An 18196-nucleotide genomic window follows, 5' to 3' on the forward strand; every position below is an offset into this window, starting at 1 on the left:
CGGATGCCGCTCGCCGCCTCAGAGGTTCTGCCCGATGTCCCACAGTCGATCGGGGCGGCCGTCGATCGCCTCCGACACGGCGAGCGCCTGGTCGTCGGAGAGCGAGGCGACGTAGTCGACGACGCCGCGGCCGACGCCGAGCCGGCGCACCGCGCTCGACTCGGGCACCGGCACCCCCTCGGGCCGGGTCGCGCGTACGAGCTCGTAGCCCGCCGTGGCGATGTCGACGAGCTCCTTCAGCCGCTGCGGCACCCGGTGCCGGTCGTAGTCGTCGGTCACCCACGCGGTGAGTCCCTTGACGGCACGCGTCAGCACACGGCTGAGCCCGCGCTGGTACATGGCGATGTCGGCGCGGTCGAGGATGAAGTGCCGGTGCACGAACTTCAGGATCTCGACCTCGTGCCAGGCGCCGCGGTCGAGGGCGACGAGGCCGGTGCGGGCGACGCCGGGCGGGGCGGGCACGACCGAGGTCTGCAGGTGCCCGATCCAGCGGTTCGTGAACGAGGAGAGCGCGCGCTCGGAGGCGATCGAGCCGTCGAACGGGATTGCGAGGAGCCCGTCGACGAGATCGTCGGCGACCGTGTCGACCGCGGCGGCGAAGGCGTCGTCGTCGGCCACCCATGCGTCGCTCGCCCGGATCTTGCGGCGCAGCGACTCGAGCGCGGCACCCGCCGGGGCGGTGCGCGAGGCGAGTTCCTCGTCGCCGAGCGCGCGGAGTTCGCTCCACCCCTCGATCCAACCGCGGAACTCCCGGGCGACCGCACCGTGGCTGAGCAGCCCCGCCCGGTAGAAGTCGTCGACGTCGTGGATGGAGTAGGCGATGTCGTCCGCCGTGTCCATGATGGAGCACTCGAGCGACTGCTCCATCGCCGGCAGCCCGACGCGTGCCGCGGCGAGGTCGGCCGCATCCAGCCCGTATGCCGAGAACTTCGTCGCGACGGCCTCGCCGTCGATCATGCGGAGACCCCGGGGGAGCCCGCCGTCGGCGAACGGCACGGGGGAGGCGAAGCGGGTCCACGGGTACTTCGCGATCGCCGAGCGCACCGCGGCGGTGAGATTCAGCCCATGGGATGCCACGGAGCTGACGTCGAGGGTCGCGATGATGCGATAGCTCTGCGCATTGCCCTCGAAGCCGTCCTCGAGGCCGAGCGTCTCGCGGGCGAGCCGGTCGAGCACGCGTTCGCCGAGGTGTCCGAACGGCGGGTGCCCGAGATCGTGGGCGCTTGCAGCGGCCTGCACCACGACCGCGTCGCAGCCATGCTGCACCGCGAGCGCATGGGCCGGCGACGAGGCATCCGCGAAGCCGACCGCGATCGCGCGCGCGACCGCGGTGACCTTGATCGAGTGGGTGAGCCGGTTGTGGATGAGCGGGCCCGCACCCGGCTGCGCGATGACCTGCGTGACGGCGGAGAGCCGCGAGAAATAGGGCGAGAAGCGGATGCGCTCGAGGTCGAGCCGGAACTGCGAGTGCTCGCCGGTGACCTCGACGCTCGAGCTCGGCTCGGGGGTGCGGCGGGCGGCGCGGTCGGGGCTCATGCTCCCAATGTAGGCGTCGGTTCGCGCGAGGGGCTCGCGTCGCATAGACTGTTCGAGGTTGCTTTCCTCAGCAAAGCTTCACTGCGCCCGAAATCGCGTATTTCGAGTGCATGGAGTCGAGGTGGTGATTCCGAGGCGCCCTCGCAACAGGGCCCGAGGGCGGTGGCTCAATTGGTAGAGCAGCGGTCTCCAAAACCGCAGGTTGCAGGTTCGAGTCCTGTCCGCCCTGCGAGCCGGCAGTGATTGCCGGCCCACGAAAGGTGTACGAGGTGGCACGAAAAGTAATCGACGAACCGAGTGAGGACGTCGTCGCCAACGCCAAGCGCGATCGCGCCGCGCGTCGGAATCCCTTTTCGCGCATCGCCCTGTTCATCCGGCAGGTCATCGCTGAGCTGAAGAAGGTCGTCACCCCCACGCGGAAGGAGCTCTTCAGCTTCACGGCCGTGGTGCTCGTGTTCGTCGTCATCATGATGGCGCTCGTCTGGGGCCTCGACCAGCTGTTCGGGTGGCTGGTGCTGTACGTCTTCGGAACGACCGGGGTCTGATCGAGGCCTTCGGCTCGCAAACCCGTTCGCCGTAGGCGCACGAAGAGAAGGATCGAGAATTGTCAAGGACTGAGCGCGACGACGTCGACTGGGCCACTGCTGCAGAGCAGTCGGCTGAGGACGACGAGGCCCAGACGGGCAACATCAACGAGCACGAGGAGCAGTCCTCCGAGCCCGCCGAGCACATCGCCGTCCACATCGTCGACGACGAGGGCAACGACGTCGACCTCGACGCCGTGCTCGACTCGCTCGCCGAGGCGAGCGACCCCGAGGCCGACGCCGTCGTCGACGACGCACTCGACATCGACTCCGCCGAAGAGGCCGAGGCTGCGCTCGAGGCCGTCGAAGAAGAGGCCGACACCGAATTCGACCCGTACGAGGAGTTCCGCGCCGAGCTGCGCTTCCTCCCGGGCAAGTGGTACGTCATCCACTCCTACGCTGGCTTCGAGCGCCGCGTGAAGGCGAACATCGAGCAGCGACGCGAGTCGATGGCGATGGCCGACTACATCTACCAGGTCGAAGTGCCGATGGAAGACGTGGTCGAGATCAAGAACGGCCAGCGCAAGATGGTCACCCGCGTGCGCATCCCCAGCTACGTGCTGGTCCGCATGGAGCTGAACGAGGAGAGCTGGTCGGTCATCCGCCACACTCCTGGCGTCACCGGCTTCGTGGGCAACGCGCACAACCCGACCCCCCTCCGCTTCGAGGAGGCCTTCGGCATGCTGAAGAGCCTCGTCGAGATCAAGGACGTCGCGCCCGCCAAGGGTGCGAAGGCCGGCGCCGCGACCGGTGCCGCCCGTCAGATCCCCGCCGAGGTCGACTTCGAGGTCGGCGAGACGATCACCATCAAGGACGGCTCGTTCGCAGGCCTGCCCGGCACGATCAGCGAGATCAAGCCCGAGAGCGGCAAGCTCACCGTGCTCGTCTCGCTCTTCGAGCGCGAGACCCCCGTCGAGCTCAGCTTCGACCAGGTCACCAAGCTCTAAGACCCCTCAGAAGGTCCACAGCCAACCCTCCGGTATACTCGGAGGGTTGTGCTGTGTCCGGCCTCGCCGAACCCACACGAACCACCGCCCTCCGGAACGGCCGGAGCGACGGGAGAGTGCCCGCCAGGGCGTTCGAACAGAAAGAGAGAAATCATGGCACCGAAGAAGAAGGTCACTGGTCTGATCAAGCTTCAGATCAACGCCGGCGCCGCCAACCCCGCACCGCCCATCGGTCCGGCGCTTGGTCAGCACGGCGTGAACATCATGGAGTTCTGCAAGGCCTACAACGCGGCGACCGAGTCGCAGCGCGGCAATGTGATCCCCGTCGAGATCACGGTCTACGAGGACCGCTCGTTCACCTTCATCCTGAAGACCCCGCCGGCCGCCGAGCTCATCAAGAAGGCCGCCGGCGTCGCCAAGGGTTCTGGCGTCCCGCACACCACCAAGGTCGGCAAGCTCTCGCAGGACCAGGTCCGCGCGATCGCCGAGCAGAAGATGGCCGACCTCAACGCGAACGACCTCGACGCCGCGTCGAAGATCATCGCGGGCACCGCTCGCTCGATGGGCATCACGGTCGAATAAGGCCGCGTCTCGTCGTCGAGGTGCGCGAAGCGCGCATCGAGACCTCGAGAACGACGGATGCCCCGTGGCATCCGTTCACCAGAACTCAGCATCAGTGGCAGCGCCCGCCAGGCGCAGATGACCACACTCTCTCAAGGAGAAGCAACATGGCACAGAAGTCCAAGGCCTACCGCGCCGCGGCCGCGAAGATCGAAGACGGCAAGCTCTACACCCCGAGCGAGGCTGTCGCCCTCGCGAAGGAGACCGGCTCGGCGAAGTTCGACTCGACCGTCGAGGTCGCGCTGAAGCTCGGCGTCGACCCCCGCAAGGCCGACCAGATGGTGCGCGGCACCGTCATCCTCCCGCACGGCACCGGCAAGACCGCTCGCGTCATCGTGTTCGCGACCGGCCCCGCCGCTGAGGCGGCCATCGCCGCCGGCGCCGACGAGGTCGGCGGCGCCGAGCTCATCGAGAAGGTCGCCGCGGGCTACACCGCGTTCGACTCGGCGGTCTCGACCCCCGAGCTCATGGGCCAGGTCGGCCGTCTCGGCAAGGTGCTCGGCCCGCGTGGCCTCATGCCGAACCCGAAGACCGGCACCGTGACCCCGAACGTCGGCCAGGCCGTCTCCGACATCAAGGGCGGCAAGATCGAGTTCCGCGTCGACAAGCACGCCAACGTGCACTTCGTCGTCGGCAAGGCCTCGTTCTCGAACGAGCAGCTCGAGGAGAACGCGAAGGCTGCGCTCGAAGAGGTCCTGCGCCTCAAGCCGTCCAGCTCGAAGGGCCGCTACATCCAGAAGGGCGCCGTGTCGACCACGTTCGGCCCCGGCATCCCCCTGGACGTCAACGCCATCTGATCCACCCGGTGATCGAGGCGCGCGCAGCGCGACTCGAGATCCTCGAAGGCCCCGCCGGTTCGCCGGCGGGGCCTTCGTCGTCCGCGCGCGCTGCGCGGCCCGGTCAGTGCGGGATGGCGTCGTGGTGCGCCTGCATGCTCGGCCGGATGGCGAGCACGGCGGCGACGAGCGCGACGGCGCCGCAGATCCACGACATCCACGCGGCCCCGAAGGTCATCGCGTCGGCGTAGCCGCCCATCCACGGCGAGATGATCAGCAGTGCGCCGAGCGCGGCCTGGATGTACTCCATCGCGACCATGCCCGGTGCTGCGAGATTGACGACACCGGAGACGATCAGCAGGGCGCCCAGCACGAGCATCAGGGCGACCGAGGCGCCCATCGGGGGAACGAACAACGTCGAGAGCATGGCCGCCGCGCCGGCGGCGATCGCGACCCAGTCTTCCCAGCGAGTCCACTTCTTCATAGAAACCAGCCTCCTCAAGGTCGGTGGCTCCCATTCGGGGGTCACTTCAACGGTACGACCGCGCGATCCCGGGGTCAATGAGCGGGCTGCGGCCCCGCGCGCGATGCCCGAAGCTCAGCGCACGATGCGGAAGTCGTCGTCTTCGGCGAGGTCGACGGCCCGGACCTCCAGCGCCGTCACCGCCGAGCCGGGAGGCCCAGCCTCGAGACGGCGCAGCATCTCGGCGACGGCCGCATCGTCGCCCTGCACCTCGGCCTCGACGGTGCCGTCGGGGAGGTTGCGAACCCAGCCGGTGACGGCGAGGCGATCGGCGTGCTTGCGGGCGAGGTAGCGATAGCCGACGCCCTGCACGAGGCCGCTGACGATGACGTGGCGGCGGATCATCCGCTCACTCTAACCCGGCGGCGATGCCCGGCGGACACCGACGAGGGCGGCCCCGAGCCGAAGCCCGAGGCCGCCCCCGTCCGGGTCGGCGAGAAGCCCGCGCTCAGCGCACCTCGACCGCGGCGGTCGCGCCCGTCCGGGTGCGGATCTCGTCGGCGACGGCGATGGCGTCGCCCGAGGGGGCGTCCGACTTGCGGTCGGGTCGTGCGATCACGAGGTAGAGCGCGCCCGAGACGACGACGACGCCGAGGCCGATGAGCACGACGTAGTCGGTGACGAAGTCGCCCGTGGCGCCCGGCGTCGCGAGCAGCACCATGGCGAACACGCCGTAGGCGAGCGCCAGGATGTTGACGACGAGCCCCCAGGCGCCGAGCGAGAACGGGCCGGCCGGCCTCCAGCCCTTGAGACGCTGGCGGAGCGAGGCGAGCACCACCATCTGGAAGGCGACGTAGATGCCGAGCACCGCGAACGAGGTGATGGGCAGGAGCAGGCCGTCGTTCAGGAAGATGAGCACCGCGAGGACCGCAGGCACGGTGCACGCCACGATGAGCGCGTTGGTCGGCACCTTGTTCTTCTCCGACACCTTCGCGAGCCAGCGGTGGCCCGGGATCATCCCGTCGCGGGCGAAGGAGAACAGCAGGCGGCTCGCGGCGGCCTGCAGGCTCAGCACGCAGGAGATGAACGCGGTGACGGCCACGACCAGGAAGAGCTTCGCGCCCACGGGGCCGAGCGTCGACTCGAGGATGTGGGGGATGGGGTCGGGGTCGTCGCCTGCGACGATCGCGGCGAGGTCGGGGGCGGCGAGCACGTAGCCGCCGAAGGAGAACAGGGCCGAGACGCCACCCACCAGGATCGTCATCGTCATCGCCTTGGGGATGCGACGGGCGGGGTTCGACACCTCCTCGGCGACATCGCCGCAGGCCTCGAATCCGTAGAAGAGGAAGAGGCCGGCGAGGGCGGCGCCCATGAACGCGGTGAGGTAGCTGCCGTCGCCCTCGACGCCCATGGTGTCGAAGAAGACGCTGAACTCCTGCTTGCGCTGGAAGATCAGGAGGTAGAGCCCGAGGCCGATGACGCCGACGAGCTCGGCGGCCAGGCCGATCTGCGCGACGCGGGCGAGGGTCTTCGTGCCCGAGAAGTTGAAGACGAACGCGAGCAGGAGGAGCGCGAGCGTGATCGCGAGGTTGATCGTCGGGGTGAGCTCGAGCTCGAACAGGCTCGCGACGAAGCCCGATCCGAACTCGGCGACCGAGGTGATCGTGACGATCATGGCCCAGATGTAGACCCACGCGGCCATCCAGGCGTAGCGGCGGCCCCAGAGGCGGCGGGCCCACGGGTAGATGCCGCCGTGGATCGGGTACTGCGACACGACCTCGCCGAACACGAGGGAGACGAGGAGCTGACCGGCGCCGACGATGACGATCCACCAGACCGAGGGCGGGCCGCCGATGGTGAGGGCGACGGCGAAGAGCGAGTAGACGCCGACGAGGGGCGAGAGGTAGGTGAAGCCGAGCGCGAAGTTCGCCCAGAGGCTCATCGAGCGGTTGAACGAGCCCTCGTAGCCGAGGACGCTCAGGTGTTCGTCGTCGCCGAGCTGGGTCGGCGTGGGTTCTGCTGGCATGATGCCCTTTCGATCGACATTGATCTCGCGCCCTCCCACCCGGGCGCACGGTACGGGTCAGCATAGCGATACATCCGGCGCTAAAGCTATAGCACCAAATGATTAATTTCGGATGCCGCGCAGCAGGCGCCGTGGCAGGATGCCGGGCATGGGAACCGTCACCGACTACCTCGCCGAGCGTGATGGCGCGAACCGCGCGGCACTCGCGCACGTCATCGACGTCGCGCGCGAATGCTCGCCCGACGCCGTTGAGGGGGAGAGCTACGGCATGCCCGCGCTCCTGCACCGCGGCAAGGGGCTCGCGGCGGCGCTCGAGGCGAAGCAGCACCTCGGCCTCTACCCCTTCAGCGGGCAGATCCTGCCGGGGCTCGCAGCCGAGCTCGATGCGGCGGGGCTGAAGTGGTCGCCGGGCGCCCTGCAGTTCACCGCGGAGCATCCGGTGCCCGATGGACTGCTGCGCCGCATCTTCACCGAGCGCATCGAGCAGATCGACGCACAGCTCGACACGAAGCGGCGCTGACGGGAATGGGGGAGACCCCGTAGCCACGGGTGGACGGACTCCGGGATTCAGCCGATGCGACGCGGGCCCGTGCGGCGCTACCTTCGGCGCATGGACCTCGTGATGCTCGCCGGAACGGCCTCGGCCGTCGTCTTCGCCGTCAGCAATCTGCCGATGCTGCGCAAGGCGATGCGCACCGGGGACGTCTCGTCGTACAGCCTCGCGAGCGTGGTGATGATCAACGTCGCCAACCTCGTCTACTCCATCTACGTCTTCAGCCTCCCGATCGGACCCGTGTGGATGCTGCACACCTTCTACCTCGTCTCGTGCGCGATCCTCCTCGTGCTGTGTCTCCGGTCGGCGAGCGGTCGAAGCGGTCGGCGAGCGGGTCGCGACGCGTTGCCGGCAGAACCGGTGCGGGGCTAGCCTGAGGGCGGACGCTGCCGGATTCGGCTGCACCGCGCCGACGAGCGCGGCGCCCGGGGGCTGGAGGCGTCATGGGCGGAGCCGCACTCGACGTGGGCCGAGCCGCGTACCGCGAGAACCGTTGGAACGAGGCGGTCGCCGAGCTCGAGCTGGCCGACCGCGAGGCCGTCACCACGCCGCTCGATCTCGAGAACCTCGCGACGGCGGCATTCCTCGTCGGACGCGCCGCCGAGGGGCTCGACTGGCTCGCGCGGGCGCACGAGGCCTTCCTCGCCGACGGCGACCACGTCGCTGCGATCCGCTGCGCGGCGTGGCTCGGCATGATGCTGTCGAACCTCGGCGACCACGCCCGGAGCAGCGGGTGGTTCGCTCGTGCCGAGCGGCTCGTCGACGACGCCGAGGAGCCCGACGCCGACCACGGATTCCTGCGCGTGCCCCGCGGGCTGCAGGCCCTGTACTCCGGGGACGCCGAGGGTGCCCAGCAGATCTTCCGCGAAGCCGAGCAGCAGGCCCGGCGCGCGGGCGACGCCGACATCGCCGCGCTGGCCGGCCTCGGGCTCGGGCAGTCGCGGATCATGCTCGGCGACCTCGGCGCCGGCATGAAGCTGCTCGACGAGGTCATGGTCGCCGTCACGACGGGGGAGCTGTCGCCCGAGGCATCCGGGATCGCGTACTGCGCGCTGCTGCAGGCGTGCCGACTGGCGTTCGACCTCCGGCGCGCGCAGGAGTGGACCCGCGCGCTCGATCGGTGGTGCGCCGAGCGCCCCGACCTGATCGTCTTCACCGGGCAGTGCCACGCGCACCGGGCCGCGCTCTTCCTGGCGCACGGCGCATGGGCCGAGGCCGAGGCCGCGGCCGCCGAGGCCAGGCAGCGCTCGGCGCTCGGCGACCACGACGGCGCTTACGCGTCCGCGTACCTGCAGGGCGAGGTGCACCGGCTGCGGGGCGAGGATGCCGCTGCCGAAGCGGCCTACGAAGCTGCGGCGCGAACGGGCTTCGAGCCGCAGCCGGGCCTGGCGCTGCTTCGGCTCGCGCAGGGCGAGGCTTCGACGGCGCAGCGGATGATCCGCGCCGCAGCCGATCGGCTCGACCCCTCGGAGCGCCGCGCCCTCCTGCCCGCGATCGTCGAGATCCAGCTGGGCGCCGGTGACGTCGCCGGCGCCCGTGACGCGGCCGACGAGCTCGCGGCGTTCGGCCGCCGGGAGTCGACGCCAATGGTCGCCGCGCTCGCCGAGTCCGCGGAATCCGCGGTGCTGCTCGCCGAGGGCGACGCTGCCGGAGCCCTGGTCGCCTCGCGCAGGGCCTGGGCGAAGTGGAGGGAGCTCGAGGTCCCCTTCGAGTCGGCACGCTGCCGGATGCTCGCCGCCCGGTGCTGTCTGGCCTCGGGTGACGAGGCCTCCGCCGTCATGGAGCTCGACGCCGCACGGACGATCCTCGACGAGTTGGGTGCCGCCCCGAGGTTCGCGGCCCTCGATTCGCTCGCGAGGACGCCGGGAGGCCTCTCGCCGCGCGAGGTCGAGGTGCTGCGCCTCGTCGCGGCCGGGCATTCCAACCGGGAGATCGGTGCCGAGCTCTACCTCAGCGAGAAGACCGTCGAGCGTCACCTCAGCAACATCTTCGGCAAGCTCGGCCTCGCGTCGCGGTCGGCCGCGACCGCGTACGCGTTCCGCCACGGGCTGGCGGAGTGAAGCGCAGGCACTCGGCACCGGCCGAGCCGACTGAGGGGTGCATGGGGGATTTCGCCGATGCGACGCCCGTCGGCGCCTCGTACCGTGCCGAGCATGGACCACGCACAGCAGTATTCGGACGGACCCGACCACGAGTTCGACACCGTCGTCGTCGGTGGAGGGCAGGCCGGGCTCACCATCGGATTCCATCTCGCACGGCGCCTGCACCGGGACATCCTGATCCTCGATGCGCACGACCGCGTCGGTGACGCCTGGCGGCAGCGCTGGGACTCGCTTCGCCTCTTCACCCCGGCGAAGTACGACGGGCTGCCCGGGATGCCCTTCCCCGGCGACCGCCTCGCCTTTCCGACGAAGGACGAGATGGCCGACTACCTCGAGGCGTACGCCGCTCGATTCGAGCTGCCCGTGCTGACCGGAATCCGGGTCGACCGGGTCGGTCGGATCGACGGTCGCTTCGTCGTGGAGGCCGGTGAACGGAGCTGGACCGCGCGGAACGTCGTGATCGCCGCGGGCGGCCACCAGGTTCCGCGGGTGCCGGCGTTCGCCGGGCAGCTCGACGCGTCGGTGCGGCAGCTGCACTCGGAGGACTACCGGAACCCGCACGAGCTGCGCGCGGGACCGGTGCTCGTCGTCGGTCTCGGCAATTCGGGGGCGGAGATCGCGCTCGAGGTGAGCCGCACCCACCCGACCACCGTGGCCGGCACGCCGGGCGGGGAGCTCCCGTTCCGCCACGGTCGCGCACTCGCCCGCTTCGGCCTGCCGCTCATCAGGTTCGCCGGCGTGCATGTGCTGAACTTCGGCACGCCGATCGGGCGGCGGGTGCTGCCGACGGCCGCGAAGAGCGCGACCCCGCTCATCCGGACCCGCCTCGCCGAGCTCGAGGAGGCCGGGGTCTCGCGTGCCGGTCGCGTCACCGGGGTCGAGGGCGGCATGCCGGTCGTCGACGGGCGCGCACTCGACGTCGCCGACGTCATCTGGTGCACCGGGTATCGCGACGACCTGCGCTTCATCGACCTGCCGGTGTTCGACGACGACGGCCGGCTGCGGCAGACCCGCGGCGTGGTCGGCGGCACCCCGGGGCTGTACGCCGTGGGGCTCGACCTCATGTACGCGATCGTGTCGGCGACGCTGCCCGGCATGCCGCGTGATGCCGCGTATCTCGCGCGGCGCATGCGCCGGGTCGAGGCGCCCGACGCGGCTGGGGTCGGGAGGACGACGAGCGGGGTCGGCGCGCGGGGATGACCGGGCGCGGATCCCGCCGGAGACGACGGATGCCCCGGGGCGAACCCCGGGGCATCCGATCGTGAACGCGAGAGCGACCCGCGATCAGCCGATGCGGATCATCTTCTTGTTGACGAACTCGTCGGCGCCGAAGCGGCCGAGCTCGCGACCCGAGCCCGAGCGCTTCACGCCGCCGAAGGGCAGCTCGGCGCCGTCGGCGCCCACCACGTTCACGAAGACCATGCCGGCCTCGATGCGGTCGGCGACGCGGAGCGCCTGCTCGGAGTCGGTCGTGAAGACGTACGAGCCGAGCCCGAACGGGGTGTCGTTCGCGAGCTCGATCGCGGCCTGCTCGTCGGCGACCTTGAAGACCTGCGCGACCGGGCCGAAGAACTCCTCGTGGAACGCGTCGGAGCCGGGCTGCACGTCGGTGAGGATCGTCGCCGAGTAGTAGTTGCCGTTCTTCTTGCCGCCCGAGTGCAGGGTCGCGCCCTGCGCGACGGCGCGCTCGACCTGCTCGGCGAGCCCCTCGGCGGCCTTCGCCGAGGAGAGCGGGCCGAGGGCGGTGCCGTCGGCGGCGGGGTCGCCCTCTTCGACGGCGTTCATCTTCGCGGTGAACTTCTCGAGGAACGAGTCGTACAGGTCTTCCACGACGATGAAGCGCTTCGCGGCGTTGCAGGCCTGGCCGTTGTTGTCGACGCGGGCGAACACGGCGGAGTCGACGGTGGCGTCGAGGTCGTCGGTCGAGAGCAGGATGAAGGGGTCGGAGCCGCCGAGCTCGAGCACGACCTTCTTCAGGTAGCGGCCCGCGGTCTCGGCGATGATCGCGCCGGCGCGCTCGGAGCCGGTGAGCGAGACGCCCTGCACGCGGCGGTCGGCGATGACGGTCTCGATCTGCGCGTGCGAGGCGTAGAGGTTGACGTACGCGCCCACCGGGAAGCCGGCGTCGAGGAAGATCTGCTCGATCGCGGCGGCCGACTCGGGGCACTGCTCGGCGTGCTTGAGCAGGATCGTGTTGCCGATGATGAGGTTCGGGCCGGCGAAGCGGGCGACCTGGTAGTACGGGAAGTTCCACGGCATGATGCCGAGGAGCACCCCGAGCGACGAGCGGCGGATGAGGGCCGAACCCTCGCCCGCGAGCAGGTCGATCTGCTCGTCCTTCAGGAGCGACTCGGCGTGGTCGGCGTAGTACTCGTAGATCGCGGCCGAGAACTCGACCTCGCCGACGGCCTGCTCGCGCGGCTTGCCCATCTCGCGGACGATGATGTCGGCGAGCTCGTCGACGCGCTCGTTGTGGAGCTCGGCGACGCGGCGGACGAGGGCGGCGCGCTCGGCGACGGTCGTCTGCTTCGACCAGCCGCGGTGGGCCTCGTCGGCCGAGGCGATCGCCGCCTGCAGGGCCTCGTCGGTGATCGTGTCGTAGCTCTTCAGCGTCTCGCCGGTGGCGGGGTTGATGACGGCATAGGGCATGGGGTTCTCCTTCTCGGGTGCACGCACGCCAGCTCGGCCGGAGAGGTGTCGACGGCCGTGCCGTTCGACGGGGTCGTCTGCCGCGGTGCATACGCTCGTCCGTCAAAGATATAACAACGGATGATTCTTCTCGACCCGTGCACAGGGGTTGCACGGGTTCGCGGCCGGGCAGGCCGGCGCGACGTCGTCAGCGAGCGGATGCCACGGGGTCGACGACGATGCGGAACGGCGTGCCCGGGCAGGCGACCGAGGTCGCGGCCGTGGCATCCGCCAGTTGCCCGACCTGCAGTGCCGGCTCGGTCGAGACGACGACCCGGCCGTCGGCGTTCACGAGCGCGAGGGGCGTCTCGACCTCGAGGAACCGGGCGAGCAGCTCGCGTTCGAGCCGGCGCACGGCGACGTCGGCGCCGACGACGCCGACCATGCGTTCGCCGCCCGCGCCGTGCACGGGCATCGTGAGAGTGAGGATGTAGTCGCACGTGCAGAGGTGGTCGACGAACGGGCCGGTGACGTGCGCGTGGCGGGTCGTCGCAGGGATCCGGTACCACTCGAGTGCGCGGAAGTCGCGCAGGTACTCGGTGTAGCCGCGGGTCGAGAGGTCGAGGCGGGTGGGACCGTCGGTCGATCCGAGCACGGGGTTGTCGTCGAGGGGGCCGAGCCACCAGGCGAAGTGCACCTCGCGGCCCCGCACGATCTCGCCGTCGGCGATGAATCCGGCACCGACGAGCAGCGCATCGGGCTCGACGAGGCGGGGGATGACGAGTTCGGCGACGGCCTGGTCGAGTTCGGCGGGGCGCACCTCGCCGCCGATCGTCGCGCGGGCGATGAGTTCTTCGACCGGGGTGCGCCACGCGGCGAGCTGGTCGAAGACGCGCGCGAAGACCTCGCCGACGGCGGCCGCGACCGCGTCGACGGGGGCGGTGGGTTCACTCGTGGTCATCGAGACCGCCTCCGCGTTCGACTCGGGCCTTCGCGGCGAGCAGGCTCGCGGCGAGCGCCGTGACGAGCTCGCCGGCCGCCTCGCGGGCGCGCGCCGGCCGATGGGTCGTGACCGCGCGCACGATGCGCCGGTCGGCCGCGGCGGCGGCGGTGCGCGCCTCGGCGTCGTCGAGGCCGATGAGGAGCAGCGGTCCGAACTCGGCCTGCAGCCGGATCTGCTCGCGCACGAGGCGGGCCGACTGGCTGAGCACCGCGAGTTCGAGGAAGAAGCCGCCCTGGTTGGTGCGGGCGCTCGCCGCGGTGCCGAAGTCGGCGGCGTCGAGCCAGGCCGCGAGGCGGCTCGCCTCGGGGTCGCTCGCGCGTTCGGCGGCGCGTTCGGCGGCACCCGCGAGGATCGCGCCGAAGTAGACGGCCATGTCGCTGAGCTCGACCTGGGCGAGCCCGCGGAGCCGGGCGGTGAGCAGTGTGCGGTGCTCGGCGTCGTCGTGCACGACGAAGCTGCCGCCGTCGCGACCGCGGCGGGTCTCGACGAGTCCGGCCTCGCGGAGGATGCCGAGCCCCTCGCGCACGGTGATGAGGGCGACGCCGAAACGACGGGCGAGCTCGGGCTCGCTCGGGAGGCGCTCGCCGGGGTCGAGGACTCCGAGCACGATGCCGTCGATGAGGCGCTGCGCGACCTGCTCGGCGCGGCCCGCGTCGGCGAGCTGGGCGAACACGGCTTCGCGCGCGCCGGGGCCCACCCTCGATTCCATGGGGTTCACGATAGCCGAGGGCGAGCGGCGCGAGTGGCAGCGCGCGTAAAAAAGATTCACTATAGGATGAATGGACGGCGGCCGATCGGCCGACACATGCGAAGGCGGATGACCATGCACGAGCGACCCGACACGACGAGTGCCGCAGCGCCCGGAGCCGTGCCCGACGAGGTGGCCGGCGGTGCACACGGCGACGCGCCCCGGCGCGTGCTCGAGGGCCTCCGCGTCGCCGATTTCTCACGCGTGCTCGCCGGCCCCTACGCGACGATGATGCTCGCCGACTACGGCGCCGACGTCATCAAGATCGAGCCGCCCGCGGGCGACGACACCCGCCACTGGAAGCCGCCGGTCGACGCCAACGGCACCGCCACCTACTTCGGCAGCGTCAACCGAAACAAGCGTTCCGTCGCACTCGACCTCGCGAGCGAGGCGGGCCGGGCGGAGGCGCGTCGACTCGTCGCCACTGCCGACGTCGTGATCGAGAACTTCCGCCCCGGCGTGATGGGCCGCTTCGGCCTCGACTACAGCGCCGTGCGCGCCGCGAACCCGGGCATCGTCTACTGCTCGATCACCGGCTTCGGCGCGGGGGAGGGTGCCGCGCTCGCCGGCTACGACCTCCTCGTGCAGGCCGTCGGCGGGCTCATGTCGATCACCGGCGAACCCGAGGGCGAACCCTCGAAGGCCGGCGTCGCCCTCGTCGACGTGCTGTGCGCGCAGAACGCGCTCGCCGGCATCCTGCTCGCCCTGCGCGACCGCGACCGCACCGGCCAGGGCGCGCACGTCGAGATCAACCTCATGCAGAGCCTGCTCTCGGCGCTCACCAACCAGGCCGCCTCGACGCTCGTCACCGGCAGCGCGCCGCGCCGCCTCGGCAACCAGCACCCGTCGATCGCCCCCTACGCCGTGTTCCCGGCCGCCGACCGCGACCTCGTGATCGCCGTCGGCAACGACAAGCAGTTCCGTGCGCTCACCGCGGCCCTCGGCATCCCCGCGCTCGCCGACGACGAGCGCTACGCGACGAACGAGGCCAGGGTCGCGCACCGCGACCACCTCCGCGCCGAGATCGAAGGCGCCCTCGCCCGCGATCGCGCCGCCGCGTGGGCCGAACGCTTCAGCGCGGCCGGCGTGCCCGCCGGGCTCGTCAACGACGTCGCCGAGGCGCTCGCCTTCGCCGAGTCGCTCGGGCTCGAGCCCGTCGCCGAGGTCGACGGCAGCCGCACCGTGGCGAACCCCATCCGCCTCTCCTCGGCCCGCGCCGAGTACCTGACCCCGCCGCCACGGCTCGACGAGCACGCGGGCGCCGACTGGCACCCCGTGGCATCCGCCCCGTGAATCCGGCGCAGCCGACCACCGACCACAGCCCCATCGAAAGGACCCCGAGCATGACCACCGCCCCGAGCATCGACCAGGTCTTCGACTTCGACGCCCTCCTCGGCGAGGAGGAGCGCGCCTGGCAGCAGAAGGCCCGCACCTTCGCGCAGGAGCGCCTGCTGCCCGTCATCGAGGAGGACTTCGAGCAGAAGCACTTCCGCCGCGAGTTCGTGAAGGAGCTCGGCGACCTCGGGTTCCTCGGCATGCACCTCAAGGGCTACGGATGCGCCGGGGCCGGCGCCGTCTCGTACGGCCTCGTCTGCCTCGAGCTCGAGGCGGCCGACTCGGGCTGGCGCACCTTCGTGTCGGTGCAGGGCTCGCTCGCGATGAGCGCGATCCACAAGTACGGCTCCGAGGAGCAGAAGAACCGGTGGCTGCCCGGCATGGCCGCGGGCGACCTCATCGGCTGCTTCGCGCTGACCGAGCCGCAGGGCGGCAGCGACCCCGCCGGCATGACGACGACCGCGCGCCGCGACGGCGACGGCTGGGTCATCGACGGTGCGAAGCGCTGGATCGGCCTCGCCTCGCTCGCCGACGTCGCCGTCGTCTGGGCGAAGGTCGACGACCCCTCGGGCGCCTTCGGCGAGGGCGGCAGCGCCGTGCGCGGCTTCCTCGTGCCGACGTCGACGCCCGGCTTCACGGCGACGCCGATCGACGGCAAGCTCTCGATGCGCGCCTCGGTGCAGTGCGACATCGAGCTCGACGGCGTCCGCGTCGACGGCGACGCGATCCTGCCCGGCGCCCGCGGTCTCAGCGGCCCGTTCGGCTGCCTGAACGAGGCCCGCTACGGCATCGTGTGGGGCGCGATGGGCGCCGCACGCTCGTGCCTCGAGGCCGCGATCGAGCGCTCGACGTCGCGCGAGGTGTTCGGCAAGCCGATCGGCGCGAACCAGCTCATCCAGGCGAAGCTCGCCGACATGTTCCTCGAGGTCGAGAAGGGCATCCTGCTCGCCCTGCACCTCGGTCGGCTGAAGGAGGCGGGCAAGCTGACGCCCGCCCAGATCTCGGTCGGCAAGCTCAACAGCGTGCGCGAGGCGCTCGCGATCGCGCACGAGGCGCGGGCCATCCTCGCGGGCGACGGCATCACGAACGCGTGGCCCGTCATGCGTCACGCCGCGAACCTCGAGTCGGTGCGCACCTACGAGGGCACCGACGAGATCCACCAGCTCATCCTCGGGCGCGAGCTCACTGGGCTGAACGCGTTCTGACGCGCCATGCTGGTCGAGGAGCGCCGACGCGGAGCGGCGACGCGTCTCGAAACCGGGTGAGGCGTTCTCGAGATCCGGTCACCGGGTTTCGAGACGCGTGCTCCTCAACCAGCGATCACACCTTCGACGAGAGAGACGAGAAGCGATGAACACGGATGCCACGGGCATCGCCCCGCGCGACGAGCGGTCCCTGCCCGGCGACGACCGAGTCCGACTCACCGACGCGGCGAGCGTCGAGCTCGCCGTGAGGCTCGCCGGGGCATCCGGTCTCGCGCGCTCGAGCCGTGCCGAGCGCGGCGAGTGGCTCGTCGCGATCGCCGAGGCCGTCGAGGCGCACCGCGACGAACTCGTCGCCCTCGCCGAGGAGGAGACGCACCTCTCGGCGGCGCGCCTGGACGGCGAGGTCACCCGCACGGCGACGCAGCTGCGCTTCTTCGCCGGCGTCATCGCCGAGGGCTCGTACCTCGAGGCGACGATCGACTCGCCCGACCCCTCGCTCGTGCCGCCCCGACCGTCGCTGCGCAGGATGCTGCGTCCGCTCGGCGTGGTGGGCGTGTTCGCCGCGTCGAACTTCCCGTTCGCGTTCTCGGTGCTCGGCGGCGACACCGCATCGGCGCTCGCGGCGGGCTGTCCCGTCGTCGTGAAGGCGCACCCCGGGCACCCGCGGCTCTCGCGGCGCATCACCGAGGTGGCGCAGGCGGCCCTCGCCGCCGCCGGCGGCCCCGCCGGCGCGCTGCAGCTCGTCGAGGGCATGGAGGCCGGCATCGCGCTCGTGCAGCACCCGGCGGTGACCGCGGTCGGCTTCACCGGCTCGACCCGCGGCGGGCGCGCGCTGTTCGACCTCGCGAACGCGCGGCCCGAGCCGATCCCGTTCTACGGCGAGCTCGGCTCGCTGAACCCGGTCGTCGTGACGCGCGGGGCGATCGGCGGCGCCGACGGCGCTGCCGGCATCGCGGCGGGTCTCGCGGGCTCGTTCACGCGCGACGGCGGCCAGTACTGCACGAAGCCCGGCATCGTGTTCGTGCCAGAGGGCGCCGGCTTCGAGGCGGCGCTCGTCGAGGCGCTCGCCGGGGCATCCCCGCAGCGTCTGCTCACCGACGGCATCGCCGCCGCGTTCGACCGCGGCTCGGTCGAGCTCGCCGAACGCGCCGACGTCGAACTCGTCTTCGGGGGCGAGCGCGCGGGCGACGTGGCCGCGCCGGTCGTCGTCGCGACCGGGACCTCGGCGTTCGTCGCGGCCCGCGAGGCCTTCCTCGAGGAGTGCTTCGGCCCGCTGACCCTGCTCGTCAAGTACGCCGACGACAAGGGGCTCGACGCCGCGCTCGCCGCACTCGAGGGCTCGCTCACGGCGACGATCCACCATGCGCCCGGCGAAGACGTCGCCGAGCTCGCTGCGAAACTCGAACCCATCGCGGGCCGCATCGTCTTCAACGGCTGGCCGACCGGCGTCGCCATCGCCTGGGGCCAGCACCACGGCGGCGGCTGGCCCGCCTCGACCGCCTCGGTGCACACCTCCGTCGGCGCGACCGCGATCCGGCGGTGGCTCACGCCCGTCGCCTGGCAGGATGCACCCGCCGAGGTGCTTCCGGCCGAGCTCGCCGACGGCAACCCCCTCGGCGTGCCCCGCCGCGAAGACGGGGTGCTGCGCCTGGGTTGATTCCGCTGGTTG

Annotated in this window: 18 protein-coding genes and 1 tRNA gene; 12 read left to right on the plus strand and 7 right to left on the minus strand. The window is 71.2% G+C overall.

Annotated features, from left to right (window positions below):
* Positions 1-18 precede the first annotated feature (18 nt).
* On the minus strand, positions 19-1536 hold the full coding sequence (gene dgt / locus ACFVTX_RS06690; RefSeq protein WP_386898807.1) for a dGTP triphosphohydrolase: 1518 nt from the start codon (positions 1534-1536) through the stop codon (positions 19-21).
* A 156-nt stretch (positions 1537-1692) separates the two neighbouring features.
* On the opposite strand from dgt, the gene ACFVTX_RS06695 reads away from it, so the two are divergent.
* From ACFVTX_RS06695 to rplA, 5 genes are all read left to right on the plus strand, one after another.
* Positions 1693-1765 (plus strand) — tRNA-Trp (locus tag ACFVTX_RS06695).
* A 40-nt stretch (positions 1766-1805) separates the two neighbouring features.
* On the plus strand, positions 1806-2081 hold the full coding sequence (gene secE, locus ACFVTX_RS06700; protein WP_386898808.1) for a preprotein translocase subunit SecE: 276 nt from the start codon (positions 1806-1808) through the stop codon (positions 2079-2081).
* A gap of 59 nt (positions 2082-2140) precedes the next feature.
* The gene (gene nusG, locus ACFVTX_RS06705) at positions 2141-3067 is read left to right on the plus strand and encodes a transcription termination/antitermination protein NusG (protein ID WP_386898809.1); all 927 of its coding nucleotides are present in this window, start codon (positions 2141-2143) and stop codon (positions 3065-3067) included.
* Positions 3068-3220: 153 nt separating this feature from the next.
* Entirely contained in the window at positions 3221-3649 is a 429-nt protein-coding gene (rplK, locus tag ACFVTX_RS06710) for a 50S ribosomal protein L11 (RefSeq protein WP_022889257.1), read from the plus strand.
* A gap of 146 nt (positions 3650-3795) precedes the next feature.
* Complete coding sequence (gene rplA, locus ACFVTX_RS06715) at positions 3796-4485, plus strand: 50S ribosomal protein L1 (protein ID WP_386898810.1); 690 nt, start codon at positions 3796-3798, stop codon at positions 4483-4485.
* A gap of 103 nt (positions 4486-4588) precedes the next feature.
* On the opposite strand, the gene ACFVTX_RS06720 is transcribed toward rplA, so the two are convergent.
* From ACFVTX_RS06720 to ACFVTX_RS06730, 3 genes are all read right to left on the minus strand, one after another.
* The gene (locus tag ACFVTX_RS06720) at positions 4589-4948 is read right to left on the minus strand and encodes an SPW repeat protein (protein WP_386898811.1); all 360 of its coding nucleotides are present in this window, start codon (positions 4946-4948) and stop codon (positions 4589-4591) included.
* A 114-nt stretch (positions 4949-5062) separates the two neighbouring features.
* Entirely contained in the window at positions 5063-5332 is a 270-nt protein-coding gene (locus ACFVTX_RS06725) for an acylphosphatase (RefSeq protein WP_386898812.1), read from the minus strand.
* A 103-nt stretch (positions 5333-5435) separates the two neighbouring features.
* The gene (locus ACFVTX_RS06730; protein ID WP_386898813.1) at positions 5436-6953 is read right to left on the minus strand and encodes an APC family permease; all 1518 of its coding nucleotides are present in this window, start codon (positions 6951-6953) and stop codon (positions 5436-5438) included.
* A 148-nt stretch (positions 6954-7101) separates the two neighbouring features.
* On the opposite strand from ACFVTX_RS06730, the gene ACFVTX_RS06735 reads away from it, so the two are divergent.
* The 4 genes from ACFVTX_RS06735 to ACFVTX_RS06750 all read left to right on the plus strand — a co-directional run bounded on the left by ACFVTX_RS06735 (position 7102) and on the right by ACFVTX_RS06750 (position 10808).
* Positions 7102-7473, plus strand: coding sequence for an iron chaperone (locus ACFVTX_RS06735; protein WP_386898814.1), 372 nt, complete (start codon positions 7102-7104; stop codon positions 7471-7473).
* A gap of 90 nt (positions 7474-7563) precedes the next feature.
* Positions 7564-7878: a hypothetical protein gene (locus tag ACFVTX_RS06740; protein ID WP_386898815.1), complete on the plus strand. Its 315-nt coding sequence runs from the start codon at positions 7564-7566 to the stop codon at positions 7876-7878.
* 71 nt (positions 7879-7949) lie between these two features.
* Positions 7950-9566, plus strand: coding sequence for a LuxR C-terminal-related transcriptional regulator (locus ACFVTX_RS06745; RefSeq protein WP_386898816.1), 1617 nt, complete (start codon positions 7950-7952; stop codon positions 9564-9566).
* A gap of 93 nt (positions 9567-9659) precedes the next feature.
* Positions 9660-10808, plus strand: a complete 1149-nt coding sequence (locus tag ACFVTX_RS06750; RefSeq protein WP_386898817.1) for a flavin-containing monooxygenase — start codon at positions 9660-9662, stop codon at positions 10806-10808.
* Positions 10809-10892: 84 nt separating this feature from the next.
* Here ACFVTX_RS06750 and ACFVTX_RS06755 read toward each other — a convergent pair whose 3' ends face one another.
* The 3 genes from ACFVTX_RS06755 to ACFVTX_RS06765 form a co-directional block, all read right to left on the minus strand.
* Positions 10893-12257 (minus strand): NAD-dependent succinate-semialdehyde dehydrogenase, encoded by a 1365-nt coding sequence (locus ACFVTX_RS06755; RefSeq protein WP_386898818.1) that lies wholly within the window; start codon positions 12255-12257, stop codon positions 10893-10895.
* A 187-nt stretch (positions 12258-12444) separates the two neighbouring features.
* Positions 12445-13197: a hypothetical protein gene (locus ACFVTX_RS06760; protein ID WP_386898819.1), complete on the minus strand. Its 753-nt coding sequence runs from the start codon at positions 13195-13197 to the stop codon at positions 12445-12447.
* Positions 13184-13948 (minus strand): winged helix-turn-helix domain-containing protein, encoded by a 765-nt coding sequence (locus ACFVTX_RS06765; protein WP_386898820.1) that lies wholly within the window; start codon positions 13946-13948, stop codon positions 13184-13186. The genes ACFVTX_RS06760 and ACFVTX_RS06765 overlap by 14 nt, the downstream gene beginning before the upstream one ends.
* Before the next feature lie 114 nt (positions 13949-14062).
* On the opposite strand from ACFVTX_RS06765, the gene ACFVTX_RS06770 reads away from it, so the two are divergent.
* The 3 genes from ACFVTX_RS06770 (at position 14063) to ACFVTX_RS06780 (ending at position 18184) form a co-directional block, all read left to right on the plus strand.
* Positions 14063-15280 carry a CaiB/BaiF CoA transferase family protein gene (locus tag ACFVTX_RS06770; protein WP_386898821.1) on the plus strand — a complete coding sequence of 406 codons (1218 nt, stop codon included), beginning with the start codon at positions 14063-14065 and terminating at the stop codon, positions 15278-15280.
* A gap of 50 nt (positions 15281-15330) precedes the next feature.
* Positions 15331-16527: an acyl-CoA dehydrogenase family protein gene (locus tag ACFVTX_RS06775; protein ID WP_386898822.1), complete on the plus strand. Its 1197-nt coding sequence runs from the start codon at positions 15331-15333 to the stop codon at positions 16525-16527.
* 145 nt (positions 16528-16672) lie between these two features.
* A complete protein-coding gene (locus ACFVTX_RS06780; protein ID WP_386898823.1) occupies positions 16673-18184 on the plus strand; it encodes an aldehyde dehydrogenase family protein in 1512 nt (503 codons plus the stop codon).
* Positions 18185-18196: the final 12 nt, after the last annotated feature.

Origin of the sequence: Agromyces sp. NPDC058136 (genome assembly GCF_042884375.1) — a bacterium.
Classification (GTDB): domain Bacteria; phylum Actinomycetota; class Actinomycetes; order Actinomycetales; family Microbacteriaceae; genus Agromyces.

Coding starts and splice junctions, on each gene's coding strand:
- ACFVTX_RS06760 (WP_386898819.1), bottom strand. CDS start 13,197: ATGACCACGAGTGAACCCACCGCCCCCGTCGACGCGGTCGCGGCCGCC.
- rplK (WP_022889257.1), top strand. CDS start 3,221: ATGGCACCGAAGAAGAAGGTCACTGGTCTGATCAAGCTTCAGATCAAC.
- ACFVTX_RS06770 (WP_386898821.1), top strand. CDS start 14,063: ATGCACGAGCGACCCGACACGACGAGTGCCGCAGCGCCCGGAGCCGTG.
- dgt (WP_386898807.1), bottom strand. CDS start 1,536: ATGAGCCCCGACCGCGCCGCCCGCCGCACCCCCGAGCCGAGCTCGAGC.
- ACFVTX_RS06725 (WP_386898812.1), bottom strand. CDS start 5,332: ATGATCCGCCGCCACGTCATCGTCAGCGGCCTCGTGCAGGGCGTCGGC.
- ACFVTX_RS06775 (WP_386898822.1), top strand. CDS start 15,331: ATGACCACCGCCCCGAGCATCGACCAGGTCTTCGACTTCGACGCCCTC.
- ACFVTX_RS06780 (WP_386898823.1), top strand. CDS start 16,673: ATGAACACGGATGCCACGGGCATCGCCCCGCGCGACGAGCGGTCCCTG.
- rplA (WP_386898810.1), top strand. CDS start 3,796: ATGGCACAGAAGTCCAAGGCCTACCGCGCCGCGGCCGCGAAGATCGAA.
- ACFVTX_RS06765 (WP_386898820.1), bottom strand. CDS start 13,948: ATGGAATCGAGGGTGGGCCCCGGCGCGCGCGAAGCCGTGTTCGCCCAG.
- ACFVTX_RS06755 (WP_386898818.1), bottom strand. CDS start 12,257: ATGCCCTATGCCGTCATCAACCCCGCCACCGGCGAGACGCTGAAGAGC.
- ACFVTX_RS06730 (WP_386898813.1), bottom strand. CDS start 6,953: ATGCCAGCAGAACCCACGCCGACCCAGCTCGGCGACGACGAACACCTG.
- ACFVTX_RS06720 (WP_386898811.1), bottom strand. CDS start 4,948: ATGAAGAAGTGGACTCGCTGGGAAGACTGGGTCGCGATCGCCGCCGGC.
- ACFVTX_RS06745 (WP_386898816.1), top strand. CDS start 7,950: ATGGGCGGAGCCGCACTCGACGTGGGCCGAGCCGCGTACCGCGAGAAC.
- ACFVTX_RS06750 (WP_386898817.1), top strand. CDS start 9,660: ATGGACCACGCACAGCAGTATTCGGACGGACCCGACCACGAGTTCGAC.
- ACFVTX_RS06740 (WP_386898815.1), top strand. CDS start 7,564: ATGGACCTCGTGATGCTCGCCGGAACGGCCTCGGCCGTCGTCTTCGCC.
- ACFVTX_RS06735 (WP_386898814.1), top strand. CDS start 7,102: ATGGGAACCGTCACCGACTACCTCGCCGAGCGTGATGGCGCGAACCGC.